The sequence below is a fragment of the Flavobacterium sp. genome (genome assembly GCF_044368995.1).
In the GTDB taxonomy this organism is placed as follows: domain Bacteria; phylum Bacteroidota; class Bacteroidia; order Flavobacteriales; family Flavobacteriaceae; genus Flavobacterium.
Window position 1 is genome coordinate 1 of record NZ_JBIPMS010000022.1, and the last position, 19,588, is coordinate 19,588.

Genomic DNA, 19,588 nt, shown 5'->3' on the forward strand with positions numbered 1-19,588 from the left:
CTCACCAAATGAAACTATTATTCGTTCTGTTAAATGCATTCAGGATAAAATATATACTGGGGCTTTTATGGAATTTGGTTATTGGCAACGGGCTGCTAATGGCGAATTATTTTACACCTCTTTAAGCAAATCTATCAAGTCTAAAATTAATGATGACGAACAATTTTGGGGTATTTTTCCATTTGATAATTGGATACTTTTTCAATCTTTAGAAAAAATTTACGCCTATAATACCAAAACTAAGGTATTTACAATTATAGAACCTAAAAGCACTATTAACAAAGCTTTTAAAACCTCAAATGGTATTTATTTTCAAACACCAAATGGGTTATTTGAAATAGATCAAGGTAAAAGCAAGTTGTTTTTAAGTAATGATATTATAAATCAAAACAAACTAATAAATATATTTGAAACCTCTGATGGCTTACTTTTAGTTACCCAAAAACAAGGTATTTTTAAATATAAAAATGGTGTTTTATCTAAATTTCAGACCAATATTGATGCCGAAATACAACAAAGTAATATTTATAGTAGTCAGTTATTATCTGATGAAAGTGTGGCACTTGGCTCAATTTCTAATGGAATTTTTATTTTATCCAAAGAAGGGAATTTAATTTACCACATTACACAAAATTCAGGATTAAGTAATAATACCGCACTTTCGTTATTTGAAGATGTAGATAAAAATTTATGGATTGGTTTAGATAATGGAATTAATTGTATCAATTTAAACTCTCCTATAAATAGTTATATTGACAATACGGGTATTTTGGGTTCAATTTATGCATCAGCTACACACAACAATAAGTTATATATTGGAACCAATCATGGACTTTTTTGTAAAGATTTGAATTCTTCTTCTAAATTTGAATTTGTACAAAACACTAAAGGACAGGTTTGGTCTTTATTTTCATTTAAAAATACCCTTTTTTGCGGGCACGACTCGGGCACTTTTGTTGTAAATGGGGCCAACGCCAATCTAATTTTTTCAGGTTCTGGCACTTGGAAGTTTGAACCCTATTTAAATGGGGATAATTTTATTTTACAAGGAAATTATAATGGTATTTCAGTTTTAGAGAAAAGCACAAATGGATGGGTTTTTAAAAACAAAATTCAAGGTTTTAATTATTCTTCTAAGCATTTTGAAATACTTAATAATAAGAACATCTATGTAAGTCACGAATACAAAGGAGTATATACATTTTCAGTTGATAATTTATTGACTAAAGCTACTAAAGTTATCAAATTTAAAAATCCTATTAAAGGTAAAAATGCTACATTGGTAAAATATAATAATCAAATTTACTACGCCTATAAAAACGGAATTTTTAAACTTAATAATCAAACCAAACAATTTTTTAAAGACAAGTCGTTAAGCTCTATATTTGAAAATGACGAATATGTTACTGGTAAAATGATTGTAGATAAATCAAATAAACTTTGGTTTTTTACTAAAAACTACATCCATTATTTCTCCTCTGGAAAGCTATCTACAGAATTAAAAAAGAACAGTTTACCTATTCCTTCTTCAATGACCAATTCTATGCCAGGATATGAAAATATTTTACAATTGAATGATGTTAATTATTTGATTGGTTCTACGGATGGGTATTATATTTTAAAAAATATTGATTTTAAATTTAGTAATTATAAAGTATCTTTAATTAGGATTTCAAATTCAGGAGTCAATTCTAAACCATTAAATATTTCAATCAAAGACGAAGTACATTTAGAGCATGATCAAAATAATTTAGAATTTAGTTATACGGTTCCGGAATATGATAATTACATTAACGCAGAATACCAATATAGGTTAGCGGGTTTTAATGACAAATGGAGTGACTGGAATTTTAATTCTAAAGTTGTATTTGAAAATTTACCAGCAGGTGATTATACATTTTATGTTAGGGCCAAAGTGGCAAATTCTATTACAGACAATATTGAATCGTATTCTTTTGTGATATCCAAACCTATTTATGCGAACGCATGGGCAAAGTTATTTTATTTTATTTTGTTGCTAATAATAGGATTTTATATTCATAAATTTTATACTGTTTTTCACGAAAAAAGACACCAAAGAATTATAGCCGAAAATGATATTTTATTAGAACTTAAAGAATTAGAGAATGATCAAAAAATAATGAAAATTAAAAACGAACAGCTAACTCAAGATGTGGATAAGAAAAGCAAAGAATTAGCCGTATCAACAATGAATCTTATTAAGAAAACAGAATTATTAAACATAATTAAAGCGGATCTTAAAAACTCCACGGATAGTTCAACGAATAGAAGTATCAAAGCCGTAATTTCTACAATAAATAGTAATGTAAAGGAAGAGAGCACTTGGAATATTTTTAAAGAAGCTTTTGATAGCGCGGATAATAATTTTCTAAAGAAAGTTAAAGAAAGTCATCCTTCTTTAACACCAAATGATTTAAGACTATGTGCTTATTTAAGATTGAACTTGTCTTCTAAAGAAATTGCACCTCTTTTAAATATTTCTGTACGAAGTGTGGAAATTAAAAGATATCGTTTGCGTAAAAAAATTGATTTACCACACGAAAAAGGACTAGTTGAGTATATTTTGTCTATTTAGAGATTCAATTTTACACTAAAACACCTATACATTTCCTCAACAAAAGCAAGAATATCAATTTTTAAATGGTTTTAAATATCTTATTTTTATAATTTTAAAGCCTGTTTTAACAATAAATTCACAACTATACAAGTGATTTTTTATCATGTATGTACTTTGTTGTGGTTTTTTTTCTTTTATTAATGAAAATTCATCAGTATTTTTGAAATACATATAATTATTTACAAACTTTAATTAACCATTAACTTAATCTAGTACTTTAAATGAAAAATTTTTTTTATTTACTAATTTTTTGCAGTGCGTTTTCTAGTTTCTCTCAAACAGAAAAAATTGCTATCCAGAAAAATAATTCCGAACATAGCATAACTATTGAAGGCAAAAATTTCATTATAAATGGAATGAACTGGGATTATTTTCCAATTGGCACAAATTATTCTTATAGTCTATGGAATCAAACAGATGCTTTTATTCAACAAGCACTTGACGACGAAATGGGTTTGCTAAAAAACATGGGTGTAAACACCATACGTGTTTATTCTGGAATTCCTAAAAAATGGATTGAGTATATTCATACTAATTTTGGTATTTACACCATGTTAAACCACTCTTTTGGTAGATACGGTTTAACTATAGATGGTGTTTGGAAACCAAATACAGAATATTCTGATCCTAAGACAAAGAAACTTCTTTTAAGCGAAGTGACCCAAATGGCCAAAGAGTATAAAGATACCAAAGGATTATTATTATTTCTTTTAGGGAATGAAAATAATTATGGCTTGTTTTGGGATGGAGCTGAGACTGAAAACATACCTGTAAAAGATAGAAAATCTACAGTTAGAGCTCGTTCTATGTATAAATTATTCAATGAAGCAGTAGTTTCTATGAAAGCTATTGACTCCAATCACCCAATGGCTATTTGTAATGGTGATTTGCTTTTTCTTGACATCATAGCAGAAGAATGTAAAGATATTGATGTATTAGGAACAAATGTATATAGAGGTGTTTCATTTGGTGATTTATTTGAAAGAGTTAAAAAAGAATATGGTAAGCCTGTTCTATTTACAGAATTTGGTTCAGATACTTTTAATGCCATAACCAATCAAGAAGATCAAAACGCACAAGCTTTTTACTTAAAAGGCAATTGGAATGAAATATACAATAATGCTTCAGGAATGGGTAAAGCTGGAAATGCTATTGGTGGTTTTACGTTTCAATTTAGTGATGGTTGGTGGAAATATGGTCAAACTTCTAATTTAGATTTACATGATAATAATGCTTCATGGTCTAATGGTGGTTACCAAAAAGATTTTATTGAAGGTGAAAACAATATGAATGAAGAATGGTTTGGTATATGTGCAAAAGGCCCAACTAACGATAAAGGTTTTTACCAATTGTATCCAAGAGCAGCATATTATGTTTTGAAAGAAATTCATAAATTCAATCCGTTTTCGGCAAATGCTGACAAAGAGCAACTTAAAACTCTTTTTGATGGAGCCAATTTGATGGATGCCACACTTAGAGCGCGTGCGGACAAAGCAGCATTAGCTAGCAATGATGGTGGAATATTAAAAATAAGTAATCTTAGAGCTGAATTCACCACTTTTAATACGGGCGGAAGCTTAATTTCAACGCCAAAATCAGATGATCCTGATACTGCGAATTACCCAAATAAACTTGGTTTTGATCACATGCAATCCTATTTTATTGGTGTAGAAGGAAATCCGTCTGCCAACATGAAAGCAAACGTAAATTTCAATGTTTTAGGCAGAGTTGCTGAAAACCCAATTAATGAAATTTTTTACGAAAACAGAGGTAGAGCGCAATCTTTTGATACGCCTGACGGTCCAATGATGGTCAACGACTTTAATAGGGTTCAAGTGTATAACGCTTCTTACAAATGGAATGCTAAGGATTTTGATTTGAAAGGTTTTTACAGAGCGGGGCATTATCATTGGGGTTATGAAGGTGATTTCTTTGCTTTATATTCTGAAGCAAATTACGGAGCAAATTTAGATATATATAATGGTGAAACCCTAGGTTTTGAAATTGATGGTAAAAGAAGTCTAAAAGGTTTTAAAGCAGCATTTGGACCCCAATTATGGTGGGGAGCAAATCCAGCTTATTTAGTAAAATATGGAACGAAATTAGGAAAAGTTGATGCGACTATAGTATATCATGAAGATATTAATCAAGTTGAAGCTTCAGAAACGGTTTCTTCAATTGCATTTCCGGTACCAAAAACAAGAAGAGCGACTGTTCATTTTAAAACGAAGTTAGGTGCTTTTGGTTTTGATGCTGGAGGTATTTGGGGAGGACAACCCTTAAACGGTAGAGAGTTTCAGATGATGGACGGCAATGTTGTTAAAGTCGATAAAATTAATAACAAAGACAATTGGGGAGGAAAAGTAAAAGTTACGTTTTCTAAAGGTAAATTCAATGCCTACACCCAAGGTGCTATTCAAGGTCTTGTTGCTTCAGGTGGTGCAGACAACGTTCAAACGTTTACAGGTTGGAGATTAAAAGACACAGGAAGTGGTAACCAAATGAATTTTTTAGCAGGTTTTACATATAACATTAATTCTAATTTACAAGTAGCCCCAAATGTTTTATGGCAAAAGCCTATAGTGGAAGCAATGCCTAATGGTGTAGATGCCCCTGGAAGATTAAGAAATGTATTGGATGACCCATTTTTTGTAAGAGCCAATAGAGAAACATTAGGAGGAGAATTATTAATTACTTATGATCCAACTCCAGCTACATGGATGTATGAATGGAATAATGATATGCTTGAAGACGCAAAATTTGCATTTAGTACAGGTTTTGTTTACAGAAAATTACCTACAACAATGGATGCGGCTATAGGATTTTTATCAAACAGAACTCCTTTTGCCTTTGACAAATCTGCTCCAGCGCAAAACTTATGGGAATCAAATACTAGAATTGTTTCAAAAATTAGTCCAGATTTAGGAATGATTGCAAATATCTATTTTGGAAATGGTCAAGCTAATGGAGATTCAGAAAGAACCATTAACAGAATGGGTGGAGATATTAGAATGATTTACAAAAAAGTGAAACTAGTTTCTTCACTTAAATTTAATGATTGGGGACCTTTTGATTACCACCGTGATTTTAACTTAACTTATCCACTTCAAACTCAAGTAGATATTTCAACATCTTTAGGTAAACCAAGCTGGTATATTTTACCAGATACAAGAATTGGTTTAATGGGTATATGGCGAACGTTAAATCAATATTCTCCTAGATATTCTCCAACTTTTGTGCCAGCAAACACTTATCCTGCCGTGCCTGCTATAAGTCCAGTAGGTTTTGGTAATGGATCTGAATGGGAAATTAGAACATATATTCATATAAATATTGGTAAATAATTTAAAAAATACAGAAATGAAAAATACTATAATTAATTATTTAAGAAATTCGTTTTTATTGCTAGTAATTGTACTTGTCAATTTGAACTGTGAAAGAGATTTATCAGATGAAGCTACAGACGCTACATTTGCTAAAACAGCTGAAGTGTTTACAGATGCACCAGTAGGTATGGGTACTAACTTTTATTTTCCTTATGGCCCAGATGCAAATAATCCTGTTGGATCAAAATTTACGGCATGGTCAGTTGATAGTAATGTAAGTTATAAAGGTAATGCCTCTATGCGTTTTGACGTACCAAATGCAACTGATCCACAAGGAAATTATGCTGGAGGTATTTTAAGGGTAGATGGTGCTGGTCGAAATTTAACTGATTTTGACGCGCTTACGTTTTGGGCTAAAGCATCTCAAGGGGTAACAATTGGAGAGATTGGTTTTGGAGAAGATTTCTATCCTAATAAATACATAACTACAATGACTAATATTAGTTTAGGAACTGCTTGGACCAAATATATTATTCCAATTCCTAATGCTTCAAAATTATTGCAAGAAAAAGGGATGTTTAGATATTCTGCAGGAACTCAAGGAACAAACGGTTTTGGATACACATTTTGGATTGATGAATTAAAATTCGAAAAATTAGGTACTATTTTACCATTACAAGCTTCTATAATGAACGGTAACAACATTACTAGATCTACTTTTGTTGGTGTAACTTCATCAATAACAGGTGTACTGGCTACATTTAATATGCCTAACGGTTTGAATCAATCTGTTGCTATAAGTCCGGCTTTTTTAAATTTTACTTCTTCAAATCCTTCTGTTGCAACAGTAAGTGATTCTGGTTTAGTAACACCTTTAAGTGCTGGAACGGCTGTAATTACTGCCACCTTTAATGGACAACCCGCTTTAGGTAGTTTGATAATTAATTGCTCAGGTACTTATGTCAACGCACCTACACCAACTTTGAGTCCAGCTAATGTAATTTCTATTTTCTCTGATACATATTCTAATGTTCCAGTTAATTATTATAATGGGTATTGGCAACCATGGCAAACTACTTTATCTAATAATTTTTCTGTTCTAGGTGACAACGTATTGAATTACACCAACTTTAATTTTGTTGGAATTGAGTTTAGTAGTCCAACAGTAAATGCTACTAGTATGACGCATATTCATTTAGATGCTTTTATCCCTGGAGCTATTGCACCAGGCAGACAGTTAAGAGTAATAGTAGTGGATTTTGGCGCAAATGGTGTTTTTGGCGGTGGAGATGACACCCGACATTCTACAACATTTACAGCAACAACTTCTACTCCTGTAGTATCTCAAAACTGGATTTCAATAGAAATTCCATTTTCTGCTATGCCAGGTTTGTTGAGTAAATCAAACCTAGCTCAAATTATTCTGGAAGGTGGGGATAATTCAATAATATATGTAGATAATATATATTTTCACAATTAAAAAATAAATAAAGATGATATCTAACAAAATAAAATACAAAATTATCATAACTACTGCTATTATTTTTTCATTAAGTAGTTGTACTAAAGATGATAAACAAACAGTTGTTACTAAAAACACGTTAGTAATGAGCGATGAATTTAATGTAAATGGAGCGCCTAATCCTAATTTATGGTCTTATAATATTGGATCAGGAAATAACGGATGGGGAAACAACGAGTTGCAATATTACACAAGCAGAGCTCAAAATATTATTGTTGAAAATGGGGTATTAAAAATTACTGCACGTAGAGAGCAATATATGGGGAAAGCATTTACATCAGCTCGTATAGTAACTAAAGGTAAATTTGAAACCAAATATGGCAGAATTGAAGCAAGAATAAAATTGCCTAGAGGAAAAGGCTTATGGCCTGCTTTTTGGATGTTAGGTTCCAATTCTGATACAGCTATTTGGCCGCAATGCGGAGAAATAGATATTATGGAATATTTAGGTAATAGCCCAACTAAAGTGTTTGGAACTGTTCATGGTCCTGGTTATTCAGGAGGTAATGCAATAACTAAAACGTATACTTTACCAAATAGCAGATTTGATACTGATTTCCATGTTTTTGGAGTGGAATGGGATGAAAATTATATCAATTTTTATGTAGATGAGGTACTTTATAATCAAATTACACCATCAGAAGTAACAGGTGATTGGGTTTTTAATAATCCTTTTTACATAATACTAAACATGGCTGTGGGAGGAAATTATCCTGGTGCTCCAAATAGTGAAACCCCATTTCCACAAGAAATGTTAGTAGATTATGTTAGAGTGTATCAATAATATTTCTTTTATAAAACAAGGATTTCATAAAACATTTAATGCCTAATAAAACTAAGAAATACAATTGAATTTTAGCAATTATGAGCCCAAATAACTATATATCTGACACAAATATTTTTGTAAATAATAAGAAAGAAATAAATTTAGAATCGGTTTTCATCAATAATGAAATGTTTTTTAAAATCACTAACCATGATTTGATGAGACCTTTTTTTATGAGTATCGTTAGTGATTCCAATCACTGGATGTTTATTTCAAGTAACGGCGGTTTAACTGCTGGTAGAAAAAATGCAGAGTTCGCTCTTTTTCCTTATTACACTGATGATAAAATAACAGAATTTGCAGATATTACAGGTAGTAAAACTATTTTTCAAATTGATAAAAACAACGAGAAATATATTTGGGAACCCTTCTCTGAACGTTTTAATGAAACCTATAATTTAACTAGGAATTTATATAAAAACGAATTTGGAAATAAAATTATCTTTGAAGAAATTCATCATGATTTTAATTTGACTTACAGGTACCAATGGAATGCTAGTAATTTGTTTGGTTTTGTAAAAAAATCAGAATTGATTAACGATTCTCAAAATGATTACAACATAAATGTTTTAGACGGAATTCAAAACATATTACCTCAAGGTGTTAATAGCGACTTGCAAAATTCAACTAGTAATTTAGTTGATGCTTATAAAAGAAATGAACTTCACTCAGAAAGTGGCTTAGGAATTTTTGCTTTAAGTGCAATTATAGTTGATAAAGCGGAACCTAGTGAAGCATTAAAAGCAAATACTGTTTGGTCTTTGGGATTAGATAAGCCAACGTATTTACTTTCCTCACTTCAACTTCCAGCATTTAGAAGATTTCAAGACATACATCAAGAAACAGACATAAAAGGTGAAAAAGGAGCTTATTTCATTTCAACCAAGCTGTTTTTAGAAAAAAAGGCATCAAAAACTTGGAAGATAATTGCAAATGTTAACCAAAACCAAGCACAAGTTATTCAAATTGCCGATGCAATTTCTAATGACGTAACTCTTGAAAATCAAATTGTTCAAGATATCGATTTAGGTACTCAAAATCTTATTGCTCTTAATGCAACAGCTGACGGATTGCAATTTACAGCAGACAAACGTAAAGATTCGCGACATTTTTCAAATGTTTTGTTTAACATTATGCGAGGGGGTATTTTTGATAACAATTATTCGATTGAGAAAAATGATTTTGTAAACTATATCGCTAAAGCAAACAAGATTTTATTTAAAGACGAAGAAAATTTTATAAAAAATTTACCAGAAACTTTTAATTATTCATTTCTTCAACAACTAATTTTTAGTAATAATAATGCGGATTTAATTCGCCTTTGTACGGAATATCTTCCATTAAAGTTCAGCCGTAGACATGGTGACCCAAGTCGTCCATGGAATAAGTTTTCTATAAATACAAGAAGTGAAATAGACGGATCAAAAATATTAGATTATGAAGGCAATTGGCGAGATATTTTTCAAAATTGGGAATCATTAGCCAACGCTTATCCAGAGTTTATAGACGGAATGATTCATAAATTTTTAAATGCATCAACTTTTGACGGATATAATCCATACCGTGTTACGAAAGATGGTTTTGATTGGGAAACGATAGAACCAGATAATCCTTGGTCTTACATAGGTTATTGGGGTGATCATCAGATTATCTATTTATTAAAGTTTTTAGAATTCATAGAAAATTATCAACCAGGAAAATTAAATGCTTATTTTGATAAAGAATGTTTTGTATATGCTGCAGTGCCATATAATATAAAGTCTTATAAAGAAATTCTAAAAAATCCAAAAGAAACGATTGAATTTAATCATGAATGGGATGCCAAAATCAATCAACGTCGTAAAGAAAATGGAGCTGATGGTGCCTTATTAAGAGACAATAATGACGAAATTTATCATGTAAACCTAATAGAAAAATTATTGGCAACTATTTTGGCTAAAATGTCCAACTTTATTCCAGAAGCCGGTATTTGGATGAATACCCAACGACCAGAATGGAATGATGCAAATAATGCATTAGTAGGTAATGGAGTTTCTATGGTTACGCTTAATTATTTAAGAAGATTTCTAAAGTTCTTTCAACAACTATTAGATAATTCTGACCAAGAAACAATTAAAATTTCTAATGAAATGGTTGAGTTCTACCATGCTATTAGAGAATGCTTACTTACCCAACAGCACTTATTATCAGGTTCAATTTCAAATGAAGACAGAAAAAGAATACTTGATTCGTTAGGCCAAGCTGCTTCTGAATATCGATTTCATGTTTACAATAGCGGATTTTGGGGTAAAAAAAGAACACATTCAATGCAAGGTTTGAAAAATTTTACTCAAGTTAGTATTGATTTTATCGAACATTCAATAAAAGCCAACCAAAGAGAAGATCAACTTTTTCACGCTTATAATTTAATGTCTATTGAAAATAATGGCATTTCAATTTCTTATTTACCAGAAATGCTTGAAGGTCAAGTGGCCATTTTAAGTTCTGGAATTCTTTCCGCAAAACAATCAATTAAGGTGTTGGATGCTTTAAGAAATAGTGACTTGTACAGAAAAGATCAAAATAGCTATATTTTATATCCAAATAAAGAATTACCTAAATTTTTAGAAAAAAATACGATTCCAAAGAAAAGTGTCGAGAAGTCGGCTTTATTAAAGCAACTTTTAAGTCATTCGAATGTTCAAATAATTAATAAAGATAGTAAAGGAAATTTTCATTTTAATGGAAATTTTCATAACGCCACCGATTTAAAAATTGCTTTGGAGCATTTAACTTTAAATAACGACTACAAAGAATTAGTACAAAAAGACTCAGTTCTCCTACTACAAATTTTTGAAGAAGTATTTAATCATAAAGCATTTACTGGTCGTTCAGGAACTTTTTATGGTTACGAAGGTTTAGGATCTATTTATTGGCACATGGTGTCGAAATTGCATTTAGCTGTTTTAGAAGTAATTAATAAAGCAATAGATGCTAATGAAGACCAAACAACAGTTGCAGCTTTAGTGCATCATTTTGATGAAATTGGAGCAGGAATTGGTATTCATAAATCGCCTAAAGTCTACGGTGCTTTTCCAACCGATCCGTATTCGCATACTCCCTTTGGTAAAGGCGCCCAACAACCCGGAATGACTGGTCAAGTAAAAGAAGATGTCTTAGTTAGAATAGGTGAATTTGGTGTAAAAATAAAAGATGGAAAATTACATTTCCAACCAACCTTTCTTCAAAAAGAGGCCTTTTTATCCAATGATACCGAAGCTACTTTTATACTGGTTGACGGTTCCAAAAAACAAATACATCTTAAGAAAAATAGCTTAGCATTTACAACCTGTCAAGTACCAGTTATTTATAAAATTCATCCAACAAGTAAAATTGTTTTGAACTATAAAAATGGTGAAACAAAAACGTTTGATTCCTTAGAATTAAACCAAGAAGAAAGCAATAAAATATTTCACCGAACTAATGAAATTTCATTGGTTGAAGTATATTTAAACGAAAGTATTTTAAGATAATGAAACAGCTGATTTACATCCTATTACTATTTTTTATATCATGTAAACCAATGATTACTAATAATCTGGTTTCAAGAGAAATAACTGCAGAAAAATTATTAGGAAATCCTAAATATCAAGGCATTTGTTATGGAGGCTATCGAACCAATTCAAGAGATATCGAACCAAATGTTTCCGAAGTTAAGGAGGATTTAAAAATTTTAGCCGCTTTAAATATTAAAATAATCAGAACCTATAATCTGCATCGTGAGGAAATAGTAAATGTACTAAAAGCGATAACCGAATTAAAAAAAGAGAATCCCAAGTTTGAAATGTATGTAATGTTAGGCGTTTGGATTGATTGTAAAAATGCTTGGACAGAAATTGCTCCAATTCATGAAGAAGAAAGTCAACGTAATACAATTGAAATTCAAAAAGCTGTAGAATTATCCAATCTATATCCAGAGATTATTAAAATTATTTCTGTTGGAAATGAAGCAATGGTGAAATGGGCAACCAGTTATTATGTTACACCAGCTATAATTTTAAAATGGGTTAATCATTTACAAGAATTAAAAAAATCAGAACAATTACCAAAGAATTTATGGATAACAAGCTCAGACAATTACCTTTCTTGGGGAGGAGGTGAGGAGCAATATCACACCGAAGATTTGAATAGATTAATAAAAGCGGTAGATTATATTTCTTTGCATTCGTATCCTATTCACGACGAACGTTATTTTCCAGAAATATGGGGAATTAAAGAAAATGAAACAAATCTATCCGATAAAATGAAAATAGATGCGGCTATGTTGAGAGCCAGAGATTATGCTATTTCACAATATGATGGAGTTGTAAAATATATGAAATCGATTGGCGAAGATAAGCCAGTTCAAATTGGTGAAACCGGTTGGACTACCATTGATAATTTGTATTACGGAGATAAAGGTTCCAAAGCAGCCGACGAATACAAAGCAGCTCAATATTATAAATTGATGCGAGAATGGTCAAACAAAGAAAAAATTACATGTTTTTATTTTGAAGCTTTTGATGAAAATTGGAAAGATGGTTCAAATCCTTTAGGTTCTGAAAATCATTTCGGATTGATCAATTTGCAAAACCAAGCCAAATTTGCGCTTTGGGATAAAGTTGATAAAGGAATTTTTAGTGGTTTAACTCGCAATGGGAAACCAATTGTAAAAACCTATAATGGTGATGAAAAAGCCTTATGGCAGGATGTAAAAGTTCCAAGACTTATTAATCAAAATTAATTATGGCTAAAATTTATTTTAAAACAACGCTTTATAAACTTTTGATAACTAGTATTGTATTGTCAACATATAGTTGCTCAAGCACAAAAGAAATGAAAGTGCAAGTCTATGAAACATCTGCAAGTGGAAATTCATTGACTAAAATCACTCAATTTTCAAACGAAGGAACTCCAATTGTTTTAACTATCAATCCTGATGAAAAATTTCAAACGATTACTGGTTTTGGTGGTTCATTTACAGAATCTTCAGCTTATTTATTAAACCGATTAAGTAATAATAATCGAAACAAAATCTTAAATGCTTATTTCAGCGAAGCAGGTGCTAATTATTCTTTAACACGAACCCATATTGCTTCTTGTGATTTTTCATTAAGTAATTACACGTATGCCAAAGTTGAAAACGACAAGTCTTTGGAACATTTTACCATAGAAGATGATAAATCCGATTTAATTCCGATGATTTTAGAGGCAAAAGCGATTTCTAAAGATGGATTTAAAATTATTTCTTCTCCTTGGTCTTGTCCACCATGGATGAAAGACAATAAAAGCTATGTTGGAGGAAAATTATTAGCAGAGTTTAACGACACTTTTTCTCTTTATTTTTCAAAATATTTGAAAGCTTATAAAAAGGAAGGTATTGATATTTGGGGAATAACCGTAATAAACGAACCCCATGGAAACGGAAATAATTGGGAAAGTACCCTTTTTTCTCCAGAAGAAATGACAAATTTTGTTCAAAATCATCTCGGTCCAACATTAGAAAAAGACGGTTGGGGAAATGTGAAAATTCTTGGATATGATCAAAACCGTGCAGGCATCAAAGAATGGGCAGACGAAATGTATAAAGATGCAAACACCTCTAAATATTTTGATGGAATGGCCATTCATTGGTATGAAAGTACCTACGAAGTTTTCCCTGCTGATTTACAATACGCTCACCAAAAAGTACCTAACAAATATTTAATTGAAACCGAAGGTTGTATAGATTCTGAAATTCCGCATTGGCAAGATGATGCTTGGTATTGGAAAAAAGAAGCTACGGATTGGGGTTGGGATTGGGCTAGTGAAAAAGACAAACCCTTACATCCAAAATATGCTCCAGTAAATCGTTATGCTATGGATATAATTGGTTGTTTAAACAATTGGGTAGATGGATGGGTAGATTGGAACATGGTCTTAGATAGACAAGGTGGACCAAATTGGTTCAAAAATTGGTGCGTGGCTCCAATACTTGTTGATGATAAAAATGATGAGGTTTACTTTACTCCTTTGTATTATGTGATGGCTCATTTCAGCAAATTCATGCGTCCTGGTGCTGTGAAGATAGGATGTACCACAGACAATAAAGAAATAATAGCAACAGCAGTTAAGAATCTAGATGGTTCTATTGCAATAGCTGTTTTTAATCCAACGGAACGTATTCAAACAATTGCTATTCAGTTAAATAAAAAGAATAAAATGATTACAATAGATGCAAATGCGCTGCAAACAATAATTATAAAACCTAACTAATTGCTAAATTAAAATTAAACATATGTCAAATAATACAAATACCAAAGTAATGGTTCCAATGAGTCAAAAAATCGCCTTTGGATTAGGAATGCTAGCCAACCAAATGTTTCCAGCTGCTTTAGGAATTTTCATGGTTGTATTAGTCGAAAACTTAGGAATGCCATCATGGATGTGGGGTGTTTTATTTTTTGTACCTAGAATAGTTGATGCTTTTTTCGATCCTATCATGGGGTTTATATCTGATAATACAAAATCAGATTGGGGAAGAAGAAGACAATATGTTTTTATTGGCTCCATCATTATGGGAATATCTTTTATAATTATGTGGCAATTATACCGCGAAAACAGTGTGACTTATAACTTCATATTTTTTCTTGTAATGTCATTAATTTTTCACATTGGTCTTTCCATTTTTAGTGTACCTTATGTAGCTATGGGATATGAAATGAGTGACGATTTTCATGAACGCACCAGTATCATGGCTATTTCTCAGTGGATAGGGCAGTGGGCTTGGGTTATCGCGCCATGGTTTTGGGTAATTATGTACGATCCAGCTTGGTTTCCAAATGCAGATACTGCCACAAGAACATTGGCCATTTGGGTGGGATTAGTATTTATGCTTTTAGCGATGGTACCTGCCATTTTTATTAAAAGCAAATCAACCAAATTTGATAATACATTAAAACCATTAACAGTTAGAACTATTGGAGGAAGTTTAAAAGAAATAGTAAGTAGTTTTAAAGAAGCGTTTTCTAATAAACCATTTAGAAAACTATGTATTGCTACCTTTTTTATTTTTAATGCTTTCAATACGGTTGCAGGTTTCACTTTTTTTATAGTTGTATATTATTTGTTTAATGGTGATACCGCAGCAGCAGGAATTTGGCCAACACTTTTCGGTTGTATGGGCGCTTTAGCTACCACTTTTATTGTTATTCCAATTGTGGCTTGGATGTCCAAAAAAATGGAGAAAAAAACAGCATTTTTAATTTCACAAGGGATTTCTGTAATAGGATATATATTACTTTGGTTATTATTTATTCCGGGTAAGCCCTATATGTTTTTATTTGCATTGCCATTTTTCGCTTTCGGAATTGGAAGTTTGTTTACACTAATGATGTCTATGACTGCGGATGTTTGTGATATGGATGAGTTAGAATCAGGTAAAAGAAGAGAAGGTATTTTTGGCGCTATTTACTGGTGGATGGTTAAGTTTGGTTTTGCAATTGCAGGATTGCTAACGGGCGTTATTATGTCTGCCGTAGCATTTAAAGCAGGAGCGCCTACCCAACCTGAGGGTGCAGTTACAGGGCTAAGATTGTTTTTCTCTGGCGTGCCAATATGTGGTACATTAATAGCCATGTATATCATGTGGGATTATGATCTTACGGAGAAAAAGGCAAATGAGATAAAAAAAGAATTAGAAGAAAGGAAATTATTAGTTCAAAAACAGGTTGACCAAATACAATCAAAATAGTAAATGATGCAGTTTTATAAAATAATTATGAAAAAAAACACGCTTTTTCAAATGCTATTATCGATCTTGTTGGCAACACAATTTGGTTTTGCCCAGGTTGATGTGGTTTATAATAATTTAGTTTGGTCTGATGAGTTTGATAGTAATGGTGTAGAAGCAATAAATGCCACCAAATGGCACCATCAAATCCAAATTCCATCCGGAGGAAATTGGTACAATGATGAAGTACAACATTACACAGATCAGCCTACAAATTCATCTGTTAATGGTGGATTTTTAAATATAGTTGCCAAAAAAGAGCCATACACTAGTCAAGGTTATACAAAACAATATACATCAGCACGATTGAATTCAAAATTCGCTTTTCTTTACGGGCGTGTGGATATTCGTGCAAAAATACCAACCAACCAAGGAACATGGCCCGCCTTATGGATGTTAGGAAAAAATGTAAATGAAGATGGCGCATATTTTGATGCAATTTACGGCACAACAGATTGGCCAGTATGTGGTGAAATTGACATTTTGGAACATGGTATAACATCTTGGCAACCAGCAGGATATGTACAAAGTGCACTTCATACCCCATCATCTTTCGGAAATACTACAAATATTGGTGGAACTATTGCGGCTAATCTAGGAACCGATTATCACGTTTATTCTATGAATTGGTCTCCTTTTCAAATTACTTTTTTATTGGATGGTGTAGCGTATTATACCTATAATCCTGCAGTTAAAACCCCGAGTAATTGGCCGTTTAATGCGGAACAATACTTATTATTAAATATTGCTATGGGTGGCGTAGCGGGAACTATTCCTTCTAATTTTACACAAGCGGCTATGGTTGTAGATTATGTAAGAATATACCAAAATACAGCTATCGACACGCAAGCACCAACAAATTTTGTAGCTACTGTTGGAGCAGTGACTAGCTCAACTATTGAATTGTTACTAAACGGTAACGACAATTCAGGCAATGTTTCTTATAGTATCAATTATAGCGGTGGCACAATAAACACCGCTAACCCTTCTGGAGTTCAAAAATCTGTTGTTGTTCCCAACTTAAACCCAAATACAAATTATATTTTTTCAATAACAGCTAGTGATTTGTCTGGAAATAATTATGTGTCAAATCCAATTGTTGTTAGCGCAACCACTACAAGTGTTACAGGTTGCTTTGGAACTAGTTCTTTAGCACAATCAGGTTCTTTTTCTACAGGATATAATTATGCTTTCGAAACATTAGGAACGAATGTTAAAATAACTTACGGATTGTTAGATACAGACAAAGTTGGGGTTGTGGCGATTCTGTGGCGACAAAATCCATTTGGTGAAACTCAAATGACAAATGTAACAGGAAATATTTTTACACATACTATTACGGGACAAACTATCGGTAATACAATTATTTATGGTGTAAAATTTGCTTATACTGGTGGTATGTCTGTTACTAATTATTATTCATATGTTGTAGGTAGTAACTGTGTTTTAGAAGTGGCATCAATTCAAGAACCTGTAGAATTTTCGTTTATAAATCCCGTAGAAGACTTCATAAATATTAATTCTGAAGCTGAAATTAACAAAGTTGAAGTATATAATATGACAGGAATTTTAGTTTTAGAATCTAAAAGTGATACACAAAAAATTGATATTACAAATCTTTCACAAGGGATTTATTTACTAGCTGTTTACTCTGGAGACAATAAAAGCGTTAAAAAAATGATAGTAAAATAATTTCAATTATAATTATACAAATAATCTAATTTTATACCTCACAGATACTTTTATTGTGAGGTATTTTACGTTATATTCCCAACTTAAATACAATAAAGTAGTTAATTTTTTAAATATTATTTGGTATTTTCAAATATTTAACTTTATATTTGCTTATAATTAACCACTAAAACCTATTTGCTTATAATATAAAAATACTTTTTTTAAAAATTTTAGTTCCAAATCTAAAAAGTATAATTATGGCAAATAAGGTGCAAAATCCTGATGCAATTTTATTGCAAAATTACATTGGTGGAGACGAAACAGCTTTACAAATTTTAATTGAAAGACATCAGTCTAAAATCTTTGGTTTTATTTATTCTAAAATTCCAGACCGTTCGGTATGCGACGATATTTTTCAAGATACGTTTATTAAAGTAATTAAAACATTACGTACCAAAGGCTATAATGAAGAAGGTAAATTTTTGCCTTGGGTAATGCGTATTGCTTCTAATTTAGTCATTGATTATTTTAGACATAATAAAAAAATGCCGTTTCAACGAGAAACGGAAGAATATAGCATTTTTGATTATATGACCGATTCAACTTCTTCAATTGAAAACCAACTTATTGAAAACCAACTTACCATAGACGTTAGAAAAATCTTAGAACAATTACCAGAAGATCAAAAAGAAGTGATCAAGATGCGCTTTTACGAAGATTTAAGTTTCAAAGAAATTTCAGAAATTACAGGTGTTAGCATCAATACTGCCTTAGGTAGAATGCGCTATGCAGTTATCAACTTGAGAAAAATAGTAGAAAAAAATAATATTATTTTAACTAATTAATAAGTTTATACAATATTGCATTGTGTTCTTGCGTTATCCTATAAATAAACAATTAAGTTCGTATATGGGGAAACTTTACACTAAAAAAAGACAATCAATTAAAGAAATGAAACCCAGTAAAAGTACAGTTAGTTTTATATTGAGTTATTCGCAGGCAATGAAAATGATAAAAGTAGGTACACTTACTTTTGAAAACATTGTAAATTGATTAAAAATGCTTCGAAAACTATTTCGAAGCATTTTTTTTATAGTAGTCATTTAAAACAGATTTTCTTCCAATTGTTTTAGTAATGATATCTTTTTCTAAATCCCAACCTCTTGCAGGTGAGTATTCTCTACCATACCAAATAATTTGCAAATGCAATTCGTTCCAAGTGGCTATCGGAAAAATGGATTTGGCATCTTTTTCCGTTTGCACCACGTTTTTTCCAGAAGTTAAATTCCATCGGTATAATAATCGGTGAATATGTGTATCTACAGGAAAGGCGGGTACTCCAAATGCCTGACTCATCACTACGCTAGCGGTTTTATGTCCTACGGCAGGTAAGGCTTCTAACGCTTCAAAACTTTGAGGAACTTCGCCGTTGTATTTTTCTATTAAGATGTGCGATAAACCGTGAATGCCTTTCGATTTCATAGGCGATAACCCGCAAGGACGAATGATTTCCTTAATTTCTTCCACACTCATTTTTATCATATCGTATGGATTATCTGCTTTGGCAAATAACAAGGGTGTAATCTGATTGACACGAACATCGGTACATTGCGCCGATAGTAAAACAGCAATCAGTAAAGTATACGGATCTTTATGGTCTAAAGGAATCGGAATTTCAGGATACAAATCGTTTAACGTATTTATAACAAATGTTGCACGCTCTTTTTTAGTCATTTTTGTATATTTGATGTGGTAAAGTTAATCAATGTCAATAACAATATCAAAAATCAATAACATATAACTAATTTCCTAA

General features: G+C 31.6%; 11 protein-coding genes. 10 read left to right on the forward strand and 1 reads right to left on the reverse strand.

Translation table 11 applies throughout. From position 1 onward, the window contains the following. The 10 genes from ACIQ2I_RS03145 to ACIQ2I_RS03190 all read left to right on the forward strand — a co-directional run. A partial coding sequence (locus ACIQ2I_RS03145; protein ID WP_396180975.1) for a triple tyrosine motif-containing protein occupies positions 1–2,596 on the forward strand: 2,596 nt, incomplete at its 5' end. Between the two features lie 263 nt (positions 2,597–2,859). Then, complete coding sequence (locus tag ACIQ2I_RS03150) at positions 2,860–5,982, forward strand: glycosidase (protein WP_396180976.1); 3,123 nt, start codon at positions 2,860–2,862, stop codon at positions 5,980–5,982. Positions 5,983–5,998: 16 nt separating this feature from the next. Further along, entirely contained in the window at positions 5,999–7,444 is a 1,446-nt protein-coding gene (locus ACIQ2I_RS03155) for an Ig-like domain-containing protein (protein WP_396180977.1), read from the forward strand. Between the two features lie 13 nt (positions 7,445–7,457). After that, entirely contained in the window at positions 7,458–8,270 is an 813-nt protein-coding gene (locus ACIQ2I_RS03160) for a family 16 glycosylhydrolase (RefSeq protein WP_396180978.1), read from the forward strand. Between the two features lie 80 nt (positions 8,271–8,350). Beyond that, entirely contained in the window at positions 8,351–11,824 is a 3,474-nt protein-coding gene (locus ACIQ2I_RS03165; RefSeq protein WP_396180979.1) for a hypothetical protein, read from the forward strand. A 50-nt stretch (positions 11,825–11,874) separates the two neighbouring features. Then, positions 11,875–13,074: a glycosyl hydrolase family 17 gene (locus ACIQ2I_RS03170; protein ID WP_396180980.1), complete on the forward strand. Its 1,200-nt coding sequence runs from the start codon at positions 11,875–11,877 to the stop codon at positions 13,072–13,074. Positions 13,075–13,166: 92 nt separating this feature from the next. Further along, the gene (locus ACIQ2I_RS03175) at positions 13,167–14,585 is read left to right on the forward strand and encodes a glycoside hydrolase family 30 beta sandwich domain-containing protein (protein ID WP_396180981.1); all 1,419 of its coding nucleotides are present in this window, start codon (positions 13,167–13,169) and stop codon (positions 14,583–14,585) included. A gap of 22 nt (positions 14,586–14,607) precedes the next feature. Continuing rightward, entirely contained in the window at positions 14,608–16,062 is a 1,455-nt protein-coding gene (locus tag ACIQ2I_RS03180) for an MFS transporter (RefSeq protein ID WP_396180982.1), read from the forward strand. 27 nt (positions 16,063–16,089) lie between these two features. Further along, positions 16,090–17,793 carry a family 16 glycosylhydrolase gene (locus ACIQ2I_RS03185; protein WP_396180983.1) on the forward strand — a complete coding sequence of 568 codons (1,704 nt, stop codon included), beginning with the start codon at positions 16,090–16,092 and terminating at the stop codon, positions 17,791–17,793. Between the two features lie 239 nt (positions 17,794–18,032). Further along, positions 18,033–18,620, forward strand: coding sequence for an RNA polymerase sigma factor (locus ACIQ2I_RS03190; RefSeq protein WP_396180984.1), 588 nt, complete (start codon positions 18,033–18,035; stop codon positions 18,618–18,620). Positions 18,621–18,846: 226 nt separating this feature from the next. Here the strand turns inward: ACIQ2I_RS03190 and nth are convergent, their stop codons facing one another. Beyond that, a complete protein-coding gene (gene nth, locus ACIQ2I_RS03195) occupies positions 18,847–19,509 on the reverse strand; it encodes an endonuclease III domain-containing protein (RefSeq protein ID WP_396180985.1) in 663 nt (220 codons plus the stop codon). Positions 19,510–19,588 lie beyond the last annotated feature (79 nt).